General features: G+C 70.9%; 14 protein-coding genes. 6 read left to right on the forward strand and 8 right to left on the reverse strand.

Going from position 1 to position 14,645, the window contains the following annotated elements; genetic code table 11:
- Positions 1–32 precede the first annotated feature (32 nt).
- The 4 genes from BGP73_RS13920 to sdhC are packed head-to-tail and all read right to left on the reverse strand — an operon-like array spanning position 33 to position 3,447.
- Positions 33–809: a succinate dehydrogenase iron-sulfur subunit gene (locus BGP73_RS13920; RefSeq protein WP_069814649.1), complete on the reverse strand. Its 777-nt coding sequence runs from the start codon at positions 807–809 to the stop codon at positions 33–35.
- A complete protein-coding gene (sdhA, locus tag BGP73_RS13925; protein ID WP_069814650.1) occupies positions 809–2,563 on the reverse strand; it encodes a succinate dehydrogenase flavoprotein subunit in 1,755 nt (584 codons plus the stop codon). The genes BGP73_RS13920 and sdhA overlap by 1 nt, the downstream gene beginning before the upstream one ends.
- Positions 2,564–2,584: 21 nt before the next feature.
- The gene (locus tag BGP73_RS13930) at positions 2,585–3,061 is read right to left on the reverse strand and encodes a succinate dehydrogenase hydrophobic membrane anchor subunit (protein WP_069814651.1); all 477 of its coding nucleotides are present in this window, start codon (positions 3,059–3,061) and stop codon (positions 2,585–2,587) included.
- Between the two features lie 5 nt (positions 3,062–3,066).
- On the reverse strand, positions 3,067–3,447 hold the full coding sequence (gene sdhC, locus BGP73_RS13935) for a succinate dehydrogenase, cytochrome b556 subunit (RefSeq protein ID WP_069814652.1): 381 nt from the start codon (positions 3,445–3,447) through the stop codon (positions 3,067–3,069).
- Between the two features lie 377 nt (positions 3,448–3,824).
- Between sdhC and BGP73_RS13940 the strand changes: the two genes are divergently transcribed.
- The 4 genes from BGP73_RS13940 to leuE all read left to right on the forward strand — a co-directional run bounded on the left by BGP73_RS13940 (position 3,825) and on the right by leuE (position 7,974).
- Positions 3,825–4,142, forward strand: coding sequence for a hypothetical protein (locus BGP73_RS13940; RefSeq protein ID WP_069814809.1), 318 nt, complete (start codon positions 3,825–3,827; stop codon positions 4,140–4,142).
- Between the two features lie 982 nt (positions 4,143–5,124).
- Positions 5,125–5,850: an RNA polymerase sigma factor gene (locus tag BGP73_RS13945; protein WP_069814653.1), complete on the forward strand. Its 726-nt coding sequence runs from the start codon at positions 5,125–5,127 to the stop codon at positions 5,848–5,850.
- Between the two features lie 92 nt (positions 5,851–5,942).
- Entirely contained in the window at positions 5,943–6,974 is a 1,032-nt protein-coding gene (locus BGP73_RS13950) for a hypothetical protein (protein WP_069814654.1), read from the forward strand.
- A gap of 340 nt (positions 6,975–7,314) precedes the next feature.
- Positions 7,315–7,974, forward strand: coding sequence for a leucine efflux protein LeuE (leuE, locus tag BGP73_RS13955; protein ID WP_069814655.1), 660 nt, complete (start codon positions 7,315–7,317; stop codon positions 7,972–7,974).
- 66 nt (positions 7,975–8,040) lie between these two features.
- Here leuE and BGP73_RS13960 read toward each other — a convergent pair whose 3' ends face one another.
- Positions 8,041–8,742, reverse strand: a complete 702-nt coding sequence (locus tag BGP73_RS13960; protein ID WP_069814656.1) for a FadR/GntR family transcriptional regulator — start codon at positions 8,740–8,742, stop codon at positions 8,041–8,043.
- A 191-nt stretch (positions 8,743–8,933) separates the two neighbouring features.
- Between BGP73_RS13960 and BGP73_RS13965 the strand changes: the two genes are divergently transcribed.
- Together BGP73_RS13965 and BGP73_RS13970 are read left to right on the forward strand one after the other, a co-directional pair.
- Positions 8,934–9,497 carry a gluconokinase gene (locus tag BGP73_RS13965; RefSeq protein ID WP_069814657.1) on the forward strand — a complete coding sequence of 188 codons (564 nt, stop codon included), beginning with the start codon at positions 8,934–8,936 and terminating at the stop codon, positions 9,495–9,497.
- A gap of 155 nt (positions 9,498–9,652) precedes the next feature.
- The gene (locus BGP73_RS13970) at positions 9,653–11,071 is read left to right on the forward strand and encodes a GntP family permease (RefSeq protein ID WP_069814658.1); all 1,419 of its coding nucleotides are present in this window, start codon (positions 9,653–9,655) and stop codon (positions 11,069–11,071) included.
- An 89-nt stretch (positions 11,072–11,160) separates the two neighbouring features.
- On the opposite strand, the gene BGP73_RS13975 is transcribed toward BGP73_RS13970, so the two are convergent.
- From BGP73_RS13975 to BGP73_RS13985, 3 genes are all read right to left on the reverse strand, one after another.
- The gene (locus tag BGP73_RS13975) at positions 11,161–11,991 is read right to left on the reverse strand and encodes a peptidoglycan DD-metalloendopeptidase family protein (RefSeq protein WP_374701143.1); all 831 of its coding nucleotides are present in this window, start codon (positions 11,989–11,991) and stop codon (positions 11,161–11,163) included.
- Positions 11,992–12,144: 153 nt separating this feature from the next.
- Positions 12,145–13,584 (reverse strand): polysialyltransferase family glycosyltransferase, encoded by a 1,440-nt coding sequence (locus tag BGP73_RS13980; RefSeq protein WP_069814659.1) that lies wholly within the window; start codon positions 13,582–13,584, stop codon positions 12,145–12,147.
- Positions 13,584–14,564, reverse strand: coding sequence for a glycosyltransferase family 2 protein (locus BGP73_RS13985; RefSeq protein WP_069814660.1), 981 nt, complete (start codon positions 14,562–14,564; stop codon positions 13,584–13,586). Before BGP73_RS13985 ends, BGP73_RS13980 begins: the two co-directional genes overlap by 1 nt.
- Positions 14,565–14,645 lie beyond the last annotated feature (81 nt).

The raw sequence follows: 14,645 nt of genomic DNA on the forward strand, positions 1-14,645 counted from the left end.
CCGCCGCGGCCAGGGCGGCCGCGGCGACGGCCTCAGAAGCGACGCGTGATCAGCGCCCGCTTCACCTCCTGGATGGCCTTGGTGACCTCGATCCCCCGCGGGCACGCCTCGGTGCAGTTGAAGATCGTCCGGCAGCGCCAGACGCCCTCCTTGTCGTTGAGGATCTCCAGCCGCTGCTGCCCGGCCTCGTCCCGGGAGTCGAAGATGAACCGGTGGGCGCCCACGATCGCCTGCGGCCCGAAGTACTGGGCGTCGTTCCAGAAGACCGGGCAGGAGGAGGTGCAGGCGGCGCAGAGGATGCACTTGGTGGTGTCGTCGAACCGGTCGCGCTCCTCGGGCGACTGGCGCCGCTCGCGGGTCGGTTCGTTACCCGAGGTGACGAGGAAGGGCATCATGTCGCGGTAGGCCTGGAAGAACGGCTCCATGTCGACGATCAGGTCCTTGAGCAGGGTGAGACCCTTGATCGCCTCGATGAGGATCGGCTTGCCGGGGTTGATGTCCTTGATCAGGGTCTTGCAGGCCAGCCGGTTGCGGCCGTTGATCCGCATCGCGTCGGAACCGCAGATGCCGTGGGCGCAGGAGCGGCGGAAGGTGAGCGTCCCGTCCAACTCCCACTTGATCTTGTGCAGTCCGTCGAGGACCCGCTCCCTCGGGTCGATCTCGAAGGTGAAGTCCTCCCAGTGGACGTCGGCCGAGACCTCCGGATTGAACCGCCGGATCCGGAAGGTGACCGGCACCAGGTGCGCAGCTGCCCCCTGGGCCGCCGGCTCGGGCTTCCGGCCTCGCTTCCCGGGTGTGCGGATGCTCATCAGTACTTACGCTCCATCGGCTGGTAGCGGGTCTGCACCACGGGCTTGTAGTCCAGCCGGATGCGCTCCGCGCCGTCGGCGCCCACCTCGCGGTAGGCCATGGTGTGCCGCATGAAATTGACGTCGTCGCGGTTGGGGTAGTCCTCGCGGTAGTGCCCGCCGCGCGACTCCTTGCGGGCGAGGGCGGAGACGGCCATCACCTCGGCCAGCTCCAGGAGGTTGCCCAGCTCGACGGCTTCCAGCAGATCGGTGTTGAACCGTTTGCCCTTGTCCTGCACGGAGACGTGGCGGTAGCGCGCGCGCAGGGCGCCGATGTCGGCCACCGCGGCCTTCAGGGTCTGCTCGGTGCGGAACACCGTCGCGTTGGTGTCCATGGTCTCCTGCAGCGCCCTGCGGATGTCGGAGACCCGCTCGGTGCCGGTGCCCTCCCGGAGCGCCTCCAACTGGCCGACCACCCGGCCCGCCGGGTCCTCCGGCAGCTCCGCGAACTCGCTCCGTCCGGCGTACTCGGCCGCCGCGATCCCGGCGCGGCGGCCGAAGACGTTGATGTCGAGCAGCGAGTTGGTGCCCAGCCGGTTGGCGCCGTGCACCGAGACGCAGGCGACCTCGCCGGCGGCGTACAGGCCCGGGAGAACGGTGGTGTTGTCGCTGAGCACCTCGCCGTGGACGTTGGTCGGGATGCCGCCCATCGCGTAGTGCGCGGTCGGCTGGATCGGGATCGGGTCCGTGTAGGGCTCGATGCCCAGGTAGGTCCGGGCGAACTCGGTGATGTCGGGGAGCTTGGCGTCCAGCTGTTCCGGAGGGAGGTGGGTGAGGTCGAGCATGACGTGGTCGCCGTCCGGGCCGCAGCCCCGACCCTCGCGGATCTCGGTGTAGATGGAGCGGGAGACCACGTCGCGGGAGGCGAGGTCCTTCATGACCGGCGCGTACCGCTCCATGAAGCGTTCGCCGTCCTTGTTGCGGAGGATGCCGCCCTCGCCGCGCGCCCCCTCGGTGAGCAGGATGCCCATCCGCCAGATGCCGGTCGGGTGGAACTGGAAGAACTCCATGTCCTCCAGCGGCAGTCCGCGGCGGAAGGCGACCGCCTGGCCGTCGCCGGTCAGCGTGTGCGCGTTGGAGGACACCTTGAAGAACTTGCCGGTGCCGCCCGAGGCGAAGACCACCGCCTTCGCCCGGAAGACGTGGATCTCCCCGGTCGCGAGTTCGTAGGCGACCACACCCGCGGTCCTCCGGACGCCGCCGGCCTCGTCCAGCAGGAGGTCGAGGACGTAGAACTCGTTGTAGAACTCCACGCCCTCCTTGAGGCAGTTCTGGTACAGCGTCTGCAGGATCATGTGGCCGGTGCGGTCCGAGGCGTAGCAGGAGCGGCGGACCGGGGCCTCACCGTGGTTGCGGCTGTGGCCGCCGAAGCGCCGCTGGTCGATGGTGCCGGCCGGGGTGCGGTTGAACGGCAGGCCCATCTTCTCCAGGTCGAGGACGGAGTCGATGGCCTCCTTCGCCAGGATCTCGGCGGCGTCCTGGTCGACCAGGTAGTCCCCGCCCTTGATCGTGTCGAAGGTGTGCCACTCCCAGTTGTCCTCCTCCACGTTGGCGAGGGCGGCGGCCATACCGCCCTGGGCGGCGCCGGTGTGGGAGCGGGTCGGGTAGAGCTTGGTCAGGACGGCGGTGCGGCTGCGCCGGGTGGCTTCGATGGCCGCACGCATACCCGCGCCGCCGGCGCCGACGATGACGGTGTCGTACTTGTGGATCTTCATTGGTCGGTCAGCCTTCGAGCGCTAGCGGATGTTCGGGTCGAAGGTGAAGATCACCAGGGAACCCAGCAGTACGGTGAAGACCGTGGCGGTGTACAGCAGCACCTTCAGCCAGAAGCGGGTGTTGTACCGCTCGGCGTAGTCGTTGATGACCGTCCGCAGACCGTTTCCGCCGTGCAGCATGGCCAGCCAGAGCAGGCCCAGGTCCCATACCTGCCAGAACGGCGAGGCCCAGCGGCCGGCGACGAAGGCGAAGCCGATCTTGCTCACCCCGCCGTCCAGCACCAACTGGATCAGCAGGTGGCCCAGGACCAGGACGACCAGCACGATCCCCGACAGGCGCATGAACACCCAGCTGATGAGTTCGAAGCTCATCCGCGGCGACTTCGCGGTCTTCGCGGTGCGGGTGCGCGGCGGCACGATGACCGCCGCCGGGTTGTCAGGGCCGTAGCCGGCGCTTGAGCCGGTGAGTTCGACCGAGGGGCCGTCGGTGGGGGCCATCTCGCTCAGCTCCCGAAGATCTCGCGGGTGGCGTGGCCGAGGAGGGGGTAGACCGCTGCGGCCATCACCAGCACCCACACGCCCATGACGCTCCACAGCATCGTCTTCTGGTACCGGGGGCCGTTGAACCAGAAGTCGATGGCGATGATGCGCAGCCCGTTGAGGGCGTGGAAGAGGACGGCGGCCACCAGGCCGTACTCCATCAGCGCCACGAGCGGGTTCTTGTAGGTCGCCACCACCGTGTCGTACGCCTGGGGCGACACGCGTACCAGCGAGGTGTCGAGGACGTGGACGAACAGGAAGAAGAAGATGAGGACGCCGGTGACTCGGTGAGCCACCCAGGACCACATGCCTTCCCGTCCGCGGTACAGGGTTCCAGCCGGCATGGACACCCTCCGGGAGCGGGGGAACAGGACCGCCGGTTTCGCTGTCGGCCGGGCCCGGCCGGATAGGGTCCACCGGCCCTCGCCATCGTAGCCACGCTCCGACGGTGGAGATCGTCTGGGATCCGCGCGTGCGGTGAAAGGGGCACGGACGGGCTAAGGGCCGTCCCGTGGCACACCGGTGCGGCCCCGTGGTCCGGTGCCGCCGGCCCGCTCCGAAGCGGTGAGGGCTGTGCCGGGCCGCGCCCGGCGGGTCGGGGGATGCCGGGAGAGTTCCCTGCCCTACCGTAGATCAGACTGTCTGACCTGCGGTGATGCCCTCGAATCCGGGCAACGCGGACGTGCGGTGGGTGGCCGACGACAGGGGCTATGGTCCCGGTATGCGCCAGATGCCGTCAGCCGACATGGTCAGTCTGATCTCCTTCCTGGCCGTTTTGTTGATCTTCTTCAGCATCGATGTGCGCTCCCGGGAGTCGGCGGCCTCGAAGTCGTGGCAGGCGAGCTTCTTCGAATGGGCCTCCCGGCTCGGCGGGGTGGCCACCGCCCTCTCCCTGACCCTGGGCTGGGTGGATCTCTTCCTGCCGGACGAGACCAGCCCGATCCATGTGGCGTTCGTGGCGGCCCCGGGCTCCGTCGGGGTGCTGTGCGCGATCATGCTGGGGTTGGAGATGCTCTGGCAGCGACGCGAGTCGCCGTAGCCCGGCGGACCGGAGACGGGCTCGGCGGGTGTTGGCGGACGGGCTCATGCCGAGGGGGGAGCAGCCCTCCGGGGTGGGGGAGGGCCATGGGCCGATGAGCCGACCGGGTGGCCGAAAAATGATGGGGATGAATCAGCCTTCGGTGATAAGGCGGAAAACCAAAGAGAACTACGCGCGATCGGCTCGATGAACTCCCCGGGCGCGGGAACGTCGAGTGAGTCGGAGCGGCGGGGGTGTTGTCGGGGCCGGGCCCTTGGGGGTGGAGGCCGGTCGCCGTCACGGAAAATTCACGTACGGGGTGAGTCGTCGGCAGCGTTTCCGACCGGGAGCCGGCAAACAGCCGGCGAGATCCGTAAAGGCAGCCTCCCCGAGGTGGGCGAGGCGCGGCGGACGGAAGGCCATTCGGGAACATTGGGACGGCCGGGGTCGCCACCCCCCACAGGAGAGACCCCGGCCGTCGTCACAGGAGGGGTCAGAAAAGAAGCCCCATACCCCACTCTGCGTCGACCAGGCGATTTCTGTCACACCGAATGCGGCCTTCTTGACGGGCGGCCGGTACGTGTTTTGGCCCATTGTTGTCCTCGCCGGACGTGGACGCGGTGGCGGCGCAGGCCGTAGCGTGCTCGTCGCGCCTCTGGCGTGCTTGCCATAGACCTTTTTCGGCCCGGCCGGGACCGGGCGGAAGTGCCAGGATGGGGGTGGCCGGTTGAGCCCGAGTCCGCTGCGGCGCCGTGCTGCGGCTCTCCGCAGACCGGCCGGCCCGCGGGACTTACCGGGCGTACCGGGCGTACTACGGTGAGCCCGAACCCAGCAGCAGCGAGGGCCGCCTTGCCGGCAGCCGCCGACCCACCTCGGAGCACACTCGGCAGGCAACGGTGCCCGACGGTGGTCGGCGTGGCCGGGGTGTACCGGCTTTGGGAGGAACGCGCAGTTGAGGAGCCCTGTGTCGGAGGGCCGGGGAACAGTGGGGCAGGATGAGGGCGTGCAGGGGGACGAGGCGGAGCTGACCGCCGCGGTGAGCGCGGCGCGGGACGGGGACGAGCACGCGTTCCGAACCGTCTACCGGGCTGTCCACCCGCGCCTGTTGGGATACGTCCGGACCCTGGTCGGGGAGCCGGACGCGGAAGACGTCGCCTCCGAGGCCTGGCTGCAGATAGCCCGGGACCTGAACCGCTTCAGCGGTGACGGGGACAGGTTCCGCGGCTGGGCGGCGCGGATCGCCCGGAACCGGGCGCTGGACCACATACGGATGCGCGGCCGACGACCGGCCGTCAGCGGTGACGACAGCGAACTGCGGGAGCGGGCGGCCGAGACCGACACCGCTTCCGAGGCGCTGGAGGCGCTGGACACCGGACGCACCCTCCGGCTCATCGCCACCCTGCCCCAGGACCAGGCCGAGGCCGTGGTGTTGCGAGTGGTGTTGGGCCTGGACGCGAAGACGGTCGCCCAGGTGCTCGGCAAGCGGCCGGGTGCGGTGCGTACGGCCGCCCACCGTGGACTGCGGCGGCTCGCCCAGCTGTTGGAGACGCTTCCCGAGGGGGAGATGGAGACCGCGCAGGGGGACGACCCGGCGGGCCCGGACGACGAACGCCGGCCGTGTGAGGAGGGCTCCGGCCGGCCACGACGCGGTGGCGGCAGGCGGCGGGGCGGGGGTGAGCCGGGCGTCCTCCGGAGGGAGGGCGTGGCGGCCAGGGGGGCGGAGAACTGAGTGCGGTACCACCGCGTCGAGGGGCCGTGGGCCGGCGTGGAGACGCCCGCCGGTGTGACGGATTCCTCCGCGCCGACGCAGAAGGACATGTGATGGCCGACGACTGGTACAGCTGGCTGGACGAGGACGCCGCCGAGCGGCTGCTCCGCGGTGAGCCCGCTGACGCCCTGCCCGCCGTCGGAGCGGACGACCGGGCCGCCCGGACCCAGGCGCTGCGACTCTCGGCGGTGTTGGGCGCGGCGGCTGAGCCCGGGTCCCCGGCGAACCCCGACGGCGGCGAGCTGCCGGGTGAGGCTTCGGCGCTGGCCGCCTTCCGCGCGGCCCGGGCCGGCGTTCCGTACGCGGCCGGGGCCGCTGAAGGCCGCCGTCGCTGGACCGTCCTGCTGGGGCGCCCACTGCGGGCCGGGGTGGTGGCCACCGCGCTGGCCGGCTGCGCGGTCGGCGGGATGGCGGTCGCCGCGGGTGCCGGTGTGCTGCCCTTCCGCGAAGGGGACACCGACCCCTCGCCCGCCCAGAGCGTCTCCGCCGTGACGACGCCGCCCCCCGACCCGTCGGAGAGCTCCGCGCGGGACGCCGACGACGGCTCCGGAGGGCCGGAGGAGTCGGACTACTCGACCGGTGGTGGCGACACCGGCGGCCCGACGGGCCGTCCCTCGCAGAGTGGTGGACGCGAGGGCGAGGCCGACCGGGGCCCGAAGGGCTGGCTGGACGGGCGCCAACCGGAGCAGCGGCTGGAGGCCCTCGTCGAACTGTGCCGGGAGTACCAGGCCGGCGAGGTGCGGCCGAAGACCCGGCAGTGGCTGGAGAAGCACGTGGGAACGCCCGAGGCCATGGGGCGTTACTGCGGGGAGGTGCTCCGCCGCGCGGGCGAGCGGGAGGGCCACGGTGGCAGCCACGTCCTGCCCGACGGGATCCCGGGGCAGAGCGGCTCCGTCGGCGCGGCGCCCCCGACGGTCCTGCCCCACAGCGAGTCCCCCCGGCCCGGGGGAGCGGGCCAGTCGGCCGAGCCGGACTCCACCCAGGAGGCTCCCGGCTCCCCGGCGACCACCCGTGGCCCGCTGGGCCTGGATGCCCGCGGAGCCGTCGAACGGATCGGGCTCGGCGGACTCGTCGGCCGCGGTTGATCGCCGTCGGCCCGGCTGACCTGCGGTTTTCCGCTGCCGCGGACGGCCGGAGAGATTTTTCAGTCAACAGTTCAATCAACGTGTGACGTTTTTCGAGCCGGTGACGCAGTACTGAATGAGCCGACTGGTCATCGGCGGCGCGCGAGCTAGGGTTCCCCCCGTACCCAGGCTCCGCGCACCCGGCGCGGGCGGGGTACGTTCCCCCGACCCCGCCCGCGCCCTCAAACCCCATCACCACACGCCCCCTGGCGGAGCCTCCGCGGCGGCGGCGTCTCCTCTCCCAAATCCAGGGCGGGGGCAGCCTGATCGAGGATCCGACAGGTGTGCGAGACTCCGAAATGTGCTGGGAGTTACGGATCTTCCGACCTATCTCGTCGGACTTGTGCTGATCGTGTTGCTGCCGGGGCCGAACTCGCTCTACGTGGTCTCGGTGTCGGCGCGGAGCGGAGTGCGTCGGGGTTACACGGCCGCCTGCGGAGTCTTCTGCGGTGACGCGGTGCTGATGCTGCTCTCCGCGGTGGGCGTGGCCTCGCTGCTGAAGGCCAACGCGGTGCTGTACGGGGTGGTGCAGTACGCGGGGGCGGGTTACCTGACCTGGCTGGCGATCGGCATGCTGCGGTCGGCCTGGGCCATGTGGCGCCAGCGGGGAGCGGCGGTGGCGGCCGAACCGGCCGCCGCGGTCGAATCCGGCGCCCCGGAGCGGCCGTACCGCCGAGCCCTGGTGATCAGCCTGCTCAACCCGAAGGCCATCCTGTTCTTCGTGTCGTTCTTCGTGCAGTTCGTCGATCCCGGTTACGCCCACCCGGGCCTGTCGTTCCTGCTGCTCGGCACGTTCGCCACGGTGGTCAGCTTCCTCTACCTGACGGTGCTCATCTTCTGCGGCAGCCGGCTGGCGGAGCAGTTCCGTCGGCGGAGGGCGCTGTCGGCGGGGGCGACCTCGGCGGCCGGTGCGCTGTTCCTCGGCTTCGCCGCGAAGCTCTCCCTGAGCAGCGCGGGCTGATCCCGGGCAGCAGCGCGGGCTGATGCCGGGGCGGACCGTCGGTGGAGCGCCGCCGCGCCCCCGAGGTCAGGGCGCGAGCACCTCGAGTTCGGCCATCGCGCCGAGAGTGATCTTGCGGGTCAGCTCCTCGGCCTGCTCGGCCTCCCGGGCGCGGACGGCCTCCGCCAGCCGGACGTGCAGGGTCACCGCGGCCGGATCCGGGTCGGTGAACATCACCTGGTGCTGGGTGCGGCCGGTCAGAACCTCCGCCACCACATCGCCGAGCCGGGCGAACATCTCGTTTCCGGAGGCGCGCAGGATCACCCGGTGGAAGGCGATGTCGTGCACCAGGTACGCCTCCAGTTGCTGGCCGCGGGAGGTGGCCACCATGCCCAGGGCGTGCTGGGTGAGCTCCGCGCACTCCTCGGCCGAGGCCGACTGCGCGGCGAGGCCGGCGGCGATCGGCTCCACCGCCGAGCGGAGCACGGTGAGTGAGCGGAGCTGGCGCGGTCGGTCAGCACCGGCCAGCCGCCAGCGGATGACCTGCGGGTCGTAGACGTTCCACTCCTCGGGCGGGAGCACGGTGACCCCGACCCGGCGGCGCGACTCCACCAGGTGCATCGACTCCAGCACCCGCACCGCCTCCCGCACCACGGTGCGGGACACCCCGAAGCGCTCTTCGAGCTCGTCGGTGCGGAGGACGGTGCCGGGAGGGTGCTCGCCCGCGGTGATCGCGGGCCCGAGGGAGTCCAGCAGCTTCGCGTGCAGGCCCTGCGTCTGGGTCCCCATGCTTCCTCGCGCCCCGTCCACGTCCGCTCTTCCGCCCCCGATCCAGGACTCAGCCTACGTGTTGGGGCAGAGACCGATTTTAAGTATGACTTTTTAAGGACTTACTCTTGATTACATCGTACTCATGGGCTTAGGTGTGGGGCGGTGTCAAAGCCGACCCGAGCCAGCGAGAGGTCTTTAGCGAGGTAGTGATGGCCGCCCCCGAGGTCGTGGTCGTGATGGGTGTGTCCGGGACGGGCAAAACCACCGTGGGCCGGCTGCTGGCGGCCGAGCTCGGGGTCCCGTACGCCGAGGCCGACGACTTCCACTCGCCGGCCAACATCGCCAAGATGTCCAGCGGCCGCCCGCTGGACGACCGCGATCGCGCGCCCTGGCTCGACGCCATCGGCGCCTGGGCTCGGAGCCGGGCCGGCCAGGGCGGCGTGGTGAGCTGCTCCGCCCTCAAGCGCGCGTACCGCGACCGGCTCCGCGCCGCCGCCCCGGGTCTCTTCTTCGTCCACCTGTCCGGTGAGCGCGACCTGATCGCCGGACGGCTGCAGGAGCGCCCGGACCACTTCATGCCGGGGGCCCTGCTCGACTCGCAACTCGCCGCCCTCGAACCGCTCCAGGCGGACGAGTCCGGCGTGACGCTCGCGGTGACCGACGCGCCGGAGCGTGTGGCGGAGCGAGCCGCGGCCGCGCTCTCGGCCAGCGGTCGCGCCGCCCTCTCCGGCTCCGCGCCCCGCGAGTCAGCGCGGGGTGGAGCCGGGAAATGACGCCATTCATTCGGATTCCGAAAAGGGGCTTAGCCCCGCTTGTTTTCTGACTTCGGGGGCTTGTCGTGGCCGTTGGGTGCCCGGCATGGTGATCGGCCACGCGTCCGGAATTCTCCGGACAGCAGAGTTTGGAGAATTCACTGTGAGGTGTCCTCGTGGAAGCAATTGAGCCGGCTTACGGCACCGCGACGCTGCTGCTGATAGCGGCGGGCGCCGTCGCCCTCTTGTTGTTCCTCATCATGAAGGTGAAACTGCACGCCTTCGTGTCCCTCGTCCTGGTGAGTGTGGTGACGGCGCTCGTCGTCGGCTTCCCGCTCGCGGACATCCCCGACGCGCTGATGCACGGATTCGCCGGGACGCTCGGCTCCGTAGCCCTGCTGGTGGCGTTCGGGGTGATGTTGGGCCGACTGCTGGAGGTCACCGGCGGTGCCCAGGTGCTCGCCGACACGCTGGTCGGCCGTTTTGGGGCGGAAAGGGCTCCGATCGCACTCGGCGTCGCGGCCCTGCTCTTCGGATTCCCGATCTTCTTCGACGCCGGTCTCGTCGTGTTCCTGCCGATCATCCTGACGGTGGCGCGGCGGTTCGGCGGATCACTTCTGCTGTACGCGCTCCCGGCGGCGGGTGCTTTCGCCGCCATGCACGCGATGACACCGCCCCACCCCGGCCCGGTCGCCGCGACCGAGGTATTGGGCGGGAATATCGGCGTCACCATGCTGGTGGGAATTCCGGTGGCGATCGTGGCCTGGTACGTCGGTGTCGTACTGGTGGCCCGATTCCTCGGCACCAGGATTCATGTGGCCATTCCCGATGTGCTCTTCGGTGAGGTGAACGGCGGTCGGAAGCGCGGCGACGGTGAGGAGCAGGGCGACGGCGACGTGTTCGGCAGGCGGCCACCCGCCTTCGGGACCGTGCTCCTGCTGCTGCTCGTACCGCTGGTGCTGATCTCGTTCGACACCGTCCTGGACACCCTGGTCACCGCCGGCGTGCTGGACGAGGGGCAGGGCTGGGTCGAGTTCCTCAGCCTGCTGGGCAACACCCCCGTGGCCCTGCTGATCACCGTCATCGTCGCGGTCGTGGTCCTCGGGCGTCCCCGTGGCTCGATGGCCGACATCACCCGGATCGTCGACGGTGCGCTCGGGCCGGTCTGTTCCATCATCCTGATCACCGGAGCCGGTGGCATGTTCGGTGGCGTGCTCCGGCTCAGCGGTATCGGTGCTGCGCTCAGCGGGTCGCTCTCCGACCTCGGAATGTCGCTGATCTTCCAGGCCTTCGTGATCGCCACCCTGCTGAGGGTCGCCCAGGGGTCGGCGACGGTCGCCCTGACGACCACCGCCGGGCTGATCGCCGGCTCGGTGGCCGACGCCCAGCTCGGCGACTTCCAGATCGCCCTGCTGGTGATGGCCATCGCGGCCGGTGCCACGGTCCTGTCGCATGTGAACGACTCCGGCTTCTGGCTGGTGAGCCGCTTCTTCGGGATGAGTGAGAAGACGACCCTGAGGACGTGGACGGTCATGGAGTCGACGCTCGGCCTGTCGGCCTTCGTGGTCTCGCTCGGCCTGTGGGCGGTGGTCTGACGGCGGATCGCCGCGACGCCCGACGACTGCGAGGGGGCGGGGTTCCGTGATCGGAGCCCCGCCCCCTCGCTCTCAGCTCAGCCGTGGGTTCAGCAGTCCGGTACGCCCGGCAGCTTCGCGGCCGGGTCGTTGATGTAGATGTTCGAGATGAAGCCGTTCTGGTCGCGCAGCTTGCTCCACCAGTTGTTGGTGTAGCCCTCGGCGTTCACCGTGTCGCCCTGCTTCTGGCAGACCACCATGACGTTGGTAGGTCCGGCGAGCTGGGCGACGATGGGCGCGTTGAGTCGGGCGTCGGCCCGGACGTTGACCCCGCTGCCCCAGGTGGTGAAGGCCTTGCCCCCGCCGCCACCGCAGCCGTTGTCGCTGGTCAGGTAGTTCTGGTAGTAGCTGCCCGGGTACGGCAGGGCGACGCCGTTGATGACGATGTTCTGACCGACACCGTTGAGGAGCTGCTCGTAGTGGATGTGCGCGCCGGAGGAGTTCCCGGTGCTGCCGGTCACGCCGATCTGCTGCCCCTGGGCGACGGAGGAGCCGCTGGGCACGGAGTAGGAGGCGAGGTGGAAGTAGTACGTCTTCCAGCCGCCACCGTGGTCGATCACGATGTAGTTGCCGGCGCCGTTCGGCTCCGACATCCGGGTGGCGGTTCCGGCGGCGGAGGCCAGCACGGGCGTGCCGGCGGTGGAGCCGCCGTCGGCCCGGACGAAGTCCAGGGCGCGGCGGACCTCGGCGGAGTGGTGGCTGTAGGTCCAGTTCTGCCCGCAGGGGTAGGGGGCCTTGAAGTTGGGGGCCGCGGCCAGCTGGGGCCCGGTGGCGGCGGTGGTGCGGGCCCAGGACGGTGCGGGGAGGGCGAACAGCACGGCGAACGCGGCCAGCAGGGCGGCGAAGGCCAGTGGCAGGCGTCTGTGGCTGAGTGCGGACACGGGGGGACACTCCTTCAGGAACGGCGACGACGGCCGAAAACGTGCTCACGCTAAGTGACGAACCATGAACCTGACAAGAGTCCCGGCCTGTCCACAAGCTGCAAGGCCACCGGACGCGTCGCCCCGCCGGGCAGGGCGACGCCTGCGGATGGTTCAGCCGGATGTGACCGGCTTCGCCCCGGCCCGACTCGCCCGGGTCAGCCGCCGCCGCGCGAACCGCGCCGCACGCCGCAGAACCGCCTCGCCCGGGATCGGGAGCCGCCGCCGCGTGCCCCCGCCGGGCAGGGCGAGGGCGGTGAGGCGCCGCCGCTTGAAGTAGCGCCGGACCACGGCCTCCGGATGTTCCTTCAGGTACCGCTCGGCCGCGGGGCGCAGGTCGGGACGGAGCAGCGGCTGCATCGCGTAACCGACGGCGTCGAGGAGTTCGCCCAGCCGGACCTCCGCGGGCTCCCGTCCGGCGGTCCCGGCGGTCGCCGGATCGGCGAGGAGGTCCCGGTCCCCTGCGAGGTCGGGCAGGAGGGCGTCGACGATGGTCACCGGCGCGCGGTTGCCGTTCTCGTACGGGGTGAGCCGCTCCAGCAGCAGCCCGGTGCCCGTCCGGGCGGTGGGCAGGCCGAAGAGGGTGCGGGCCGTCAGCAGGGCGGTGGAGAAGCAGCCGACGACCAGAGCGGGCCGCATCCTGCGGTAGAGCGCCTCGGCGAGTACCGGTGCCTCCAGGACCACCAGTTCGACGCCGAGCCCCGCCGCCTCCTCGGCCAGCCGCCGGGACCAGTGCGCCGGCGCGGTCGGATGCGGTTTGAAGACGATCCGCCGGTGCCCGAGGGCCGCCGCTCCGCGCACCATCGCGAGGTGCAGTTCCTCCTCCTCCTCGACGTCGAGGATGTCGAGCGCCGACAGGTACTGGCCGAGCAGCAGCGCCGGAGCCTCCTCGCCAGGTGGCTCCGCGGAAGCGAACCCGTCCGGGGCCGCGGCCAGCGCGTCCAGTACCGAGAGGAAGGCCTCCGCCGGCACGATCCGCCGCTCCACGTCGAACTCGTCGAGCAGGAGCGGGCGCAGTCCGGGGACGAGGTCCAGGTGGAGCAGGCGGCGCACCCGGGTGCCGACCAGCGGATCCAGCCGGTTGCGGGTCGGGCCGTAGCTCATCAGCCCGTCCGCGTAGACATCGACGGGGGCGTCCGGGAAGAGCTGGACGAGCGCGAGCGCCGGCCGAACCTGGATCGATTCCACGACGAGCTCCACCTCGTCGTCACCGAGCGCCCAGAGCAGCCGCAGATGACGCTCCCACAGCGGTACGTCGCCCGGCCGGGGCGCCCAACCGCCGGGGTGGTACGGGCTGATCGCCTCGTTCCACGACACCACCCGGTCGAAGCGGTCACGCAACCGCTCGAAGCCGGGCGCGGCGTCCAGGGGCGGGGTGGTCTCCGGCGTGGCCGCGTTGTTGGTGACGAGCAGCAGCCGGCGACCGGCCGGGGCGAAGCACTCCGCGTCCAGGGCGGCGGCCAGCGTGGCCGCACCGTACAGGGTGGAGGCGAGGAAGATCTGCGTCCGCCGGCGCGGGCGGCTGGCGGCGGGGGAAGCGGGCACGGCGCTCATCAGGCCACCTCCGCCGAACCGAACAGCGGACGGCGACGCGTCCGCAGCAGCCGGGAAGCCCGCTCTCCGTCCATGGCGTCCAGGGCCTCTCGGAGCAGGTCCGGCGGCATCCGCCGGAGCGACGCCGCGCTGAGCGCCCGCAGCCTCCGGGCCACCGGGGCCTCGAACCGCTCCGTCCGGTCCAGGTGGTGGGCGATGATCGCGCAGTAGGTGCGCACCGCCTTCGGCAGCAGCCGATCCGCCTCCCGATCACCCGCCGTCTCCTCCAGGACCCGGTCGAAGGCGCGGATGAAGTCGAGTTGGCGCACGTCTCCGATCTGGGTGAGCGACGAGGGGACGCCCCGCCGGTAGAAGACGCCGAGCAGTCCGACGACCGCGAAGCTCTCGGCTTCGCGGTGCAGCCGCCAGACCCAGGGCCGGTCCTCGGCGGTGCGCAGACCGTCGTCGAACCGGAGCAGCCCGGTGTCCGCCAGGCGCCGCCGGTAGATCCCGGCCCAGGCGTAGGCGTAGTCGACGGAGGTGCTGCGGTCCGCGGGCAGGATCGCGTCACGGGGCGGCTGTACGACACCGCGGCGGCCGTGGGGCACCCGGTGGACCGTCCGGGACCGGGCCGTGCACTGGACGTGGTCGGTGCGGACGAAGTCGCAGCCGAGCCGCTCGATCGCGGCGACCAGCTCAGGGTAGTAGCCCGGGGCGAGCCAGTCGTCGCCGTCGAGGAAGGTCAGATACTCCCCGGTGGCCGCGTCGATCCCGGTGTTCCGGGCGGTGGCCAGCCCCTCGTTCCGCGCATGCCGCACGACGACGGCACCGGGAAGGGATCTCGCGGCCGTGTCCAGTATTTCCGCGGTGTCGTCCGTCGAACAGTCGTCGACGAGAATGAACTCGAAATCCCGGCGCGCGTTCGCACGGAGACTCCGCAGGGTGTCGGGGGCGTATTCGCGCACGTTGTAGAACGGCACGATGACGGAGAGCTTGACCACCCGGCTGACATTAGGCGTACCGCCGGCCGCCTTCTCGACCTGCGACGGAAGAGAACATGAACGAAGAGCAGCGGAAAGGTT

The sequence above is a fragment of the Streptomyces sp. TP-A0874 genome, from assembly GCF_001748085.1.
Lineage (GTDB): Bacteria > Actinomycetota > Actinomycetes > Streptomycetales > Streptomycetaceae > Streptomyces.

What these genes read in the sequence shown, in the direction of transcription:
- BGP73_RS13930 (WP_069814651.1), bottom strand. Translation starts at nt 3,061, where the DNA reads ATGGCCCCCACCGACGGCCCCTCGGTCGAACTCACCGGCTCAAGCGCC.
- BGP73_RS13920 (WP_069814649.1), bottom strand. Translation starts at nt 809, where the DNA reads ATGAGCATCCGCACACCCGGGAAGCGAGGCCGGAAGCCCGAGCCGGCG.
- BGP73_RS13940 (WP_069814809.1), top strand. Translation starts at nt 3,825, where the DNA reads ATGCGCCAGATGCCGTCAGCCGACATGGTCAGTCTGATCTCCTTCCTG.
- BGP73_RS13965 (WP_069814657.1), top strand. Translation starts at nt 8,934, where the DNA reads ATGGCCGCCCCCGAGGTCGTGGTCGTGATGGGTGTGTCCGGGACGGGC.
- sdhA (WP_069814650.1), bottom strand. Translation starts at nt 2,563, where the DNA reads ATGAAGATCCACAAGTACGACACCGTCATCGTCGGCGCCGGCGGCGCG.
- sdhC (WP_069814652.1), bottom strand. Translation starts at nt 3,447, where the DNA reads ATGCCGGCTGGAACCCTGTACCGCGGACGGGAAGGCATGTGGTCCTGG.
- BGP73_RS13980 (WP_069814659.1), bottom strand. Translation starts at nt 13,584, where the DNA reads ATGAGCGCCGTGCCCGCTTCCCCCGCCGCCAGCCGCCCGCGCCGGCGG.
- BGP73_RS13950 (WP_069814654.1), top strand. Translation starts at nt 5,943, where the DNA reads ATGGCCGACGACTGGTACAGCTGGCTGGACGAGGACGCCGCCGAGCGG.
- BGP73_RS13960 (WP_069814656.1), bottom strand. Translation starts at nt 8,742, where the DNA reads ATGGGGACCCAGACGCAGGGCCTGCACGCGAAGCTGCTGGACTCCCTC.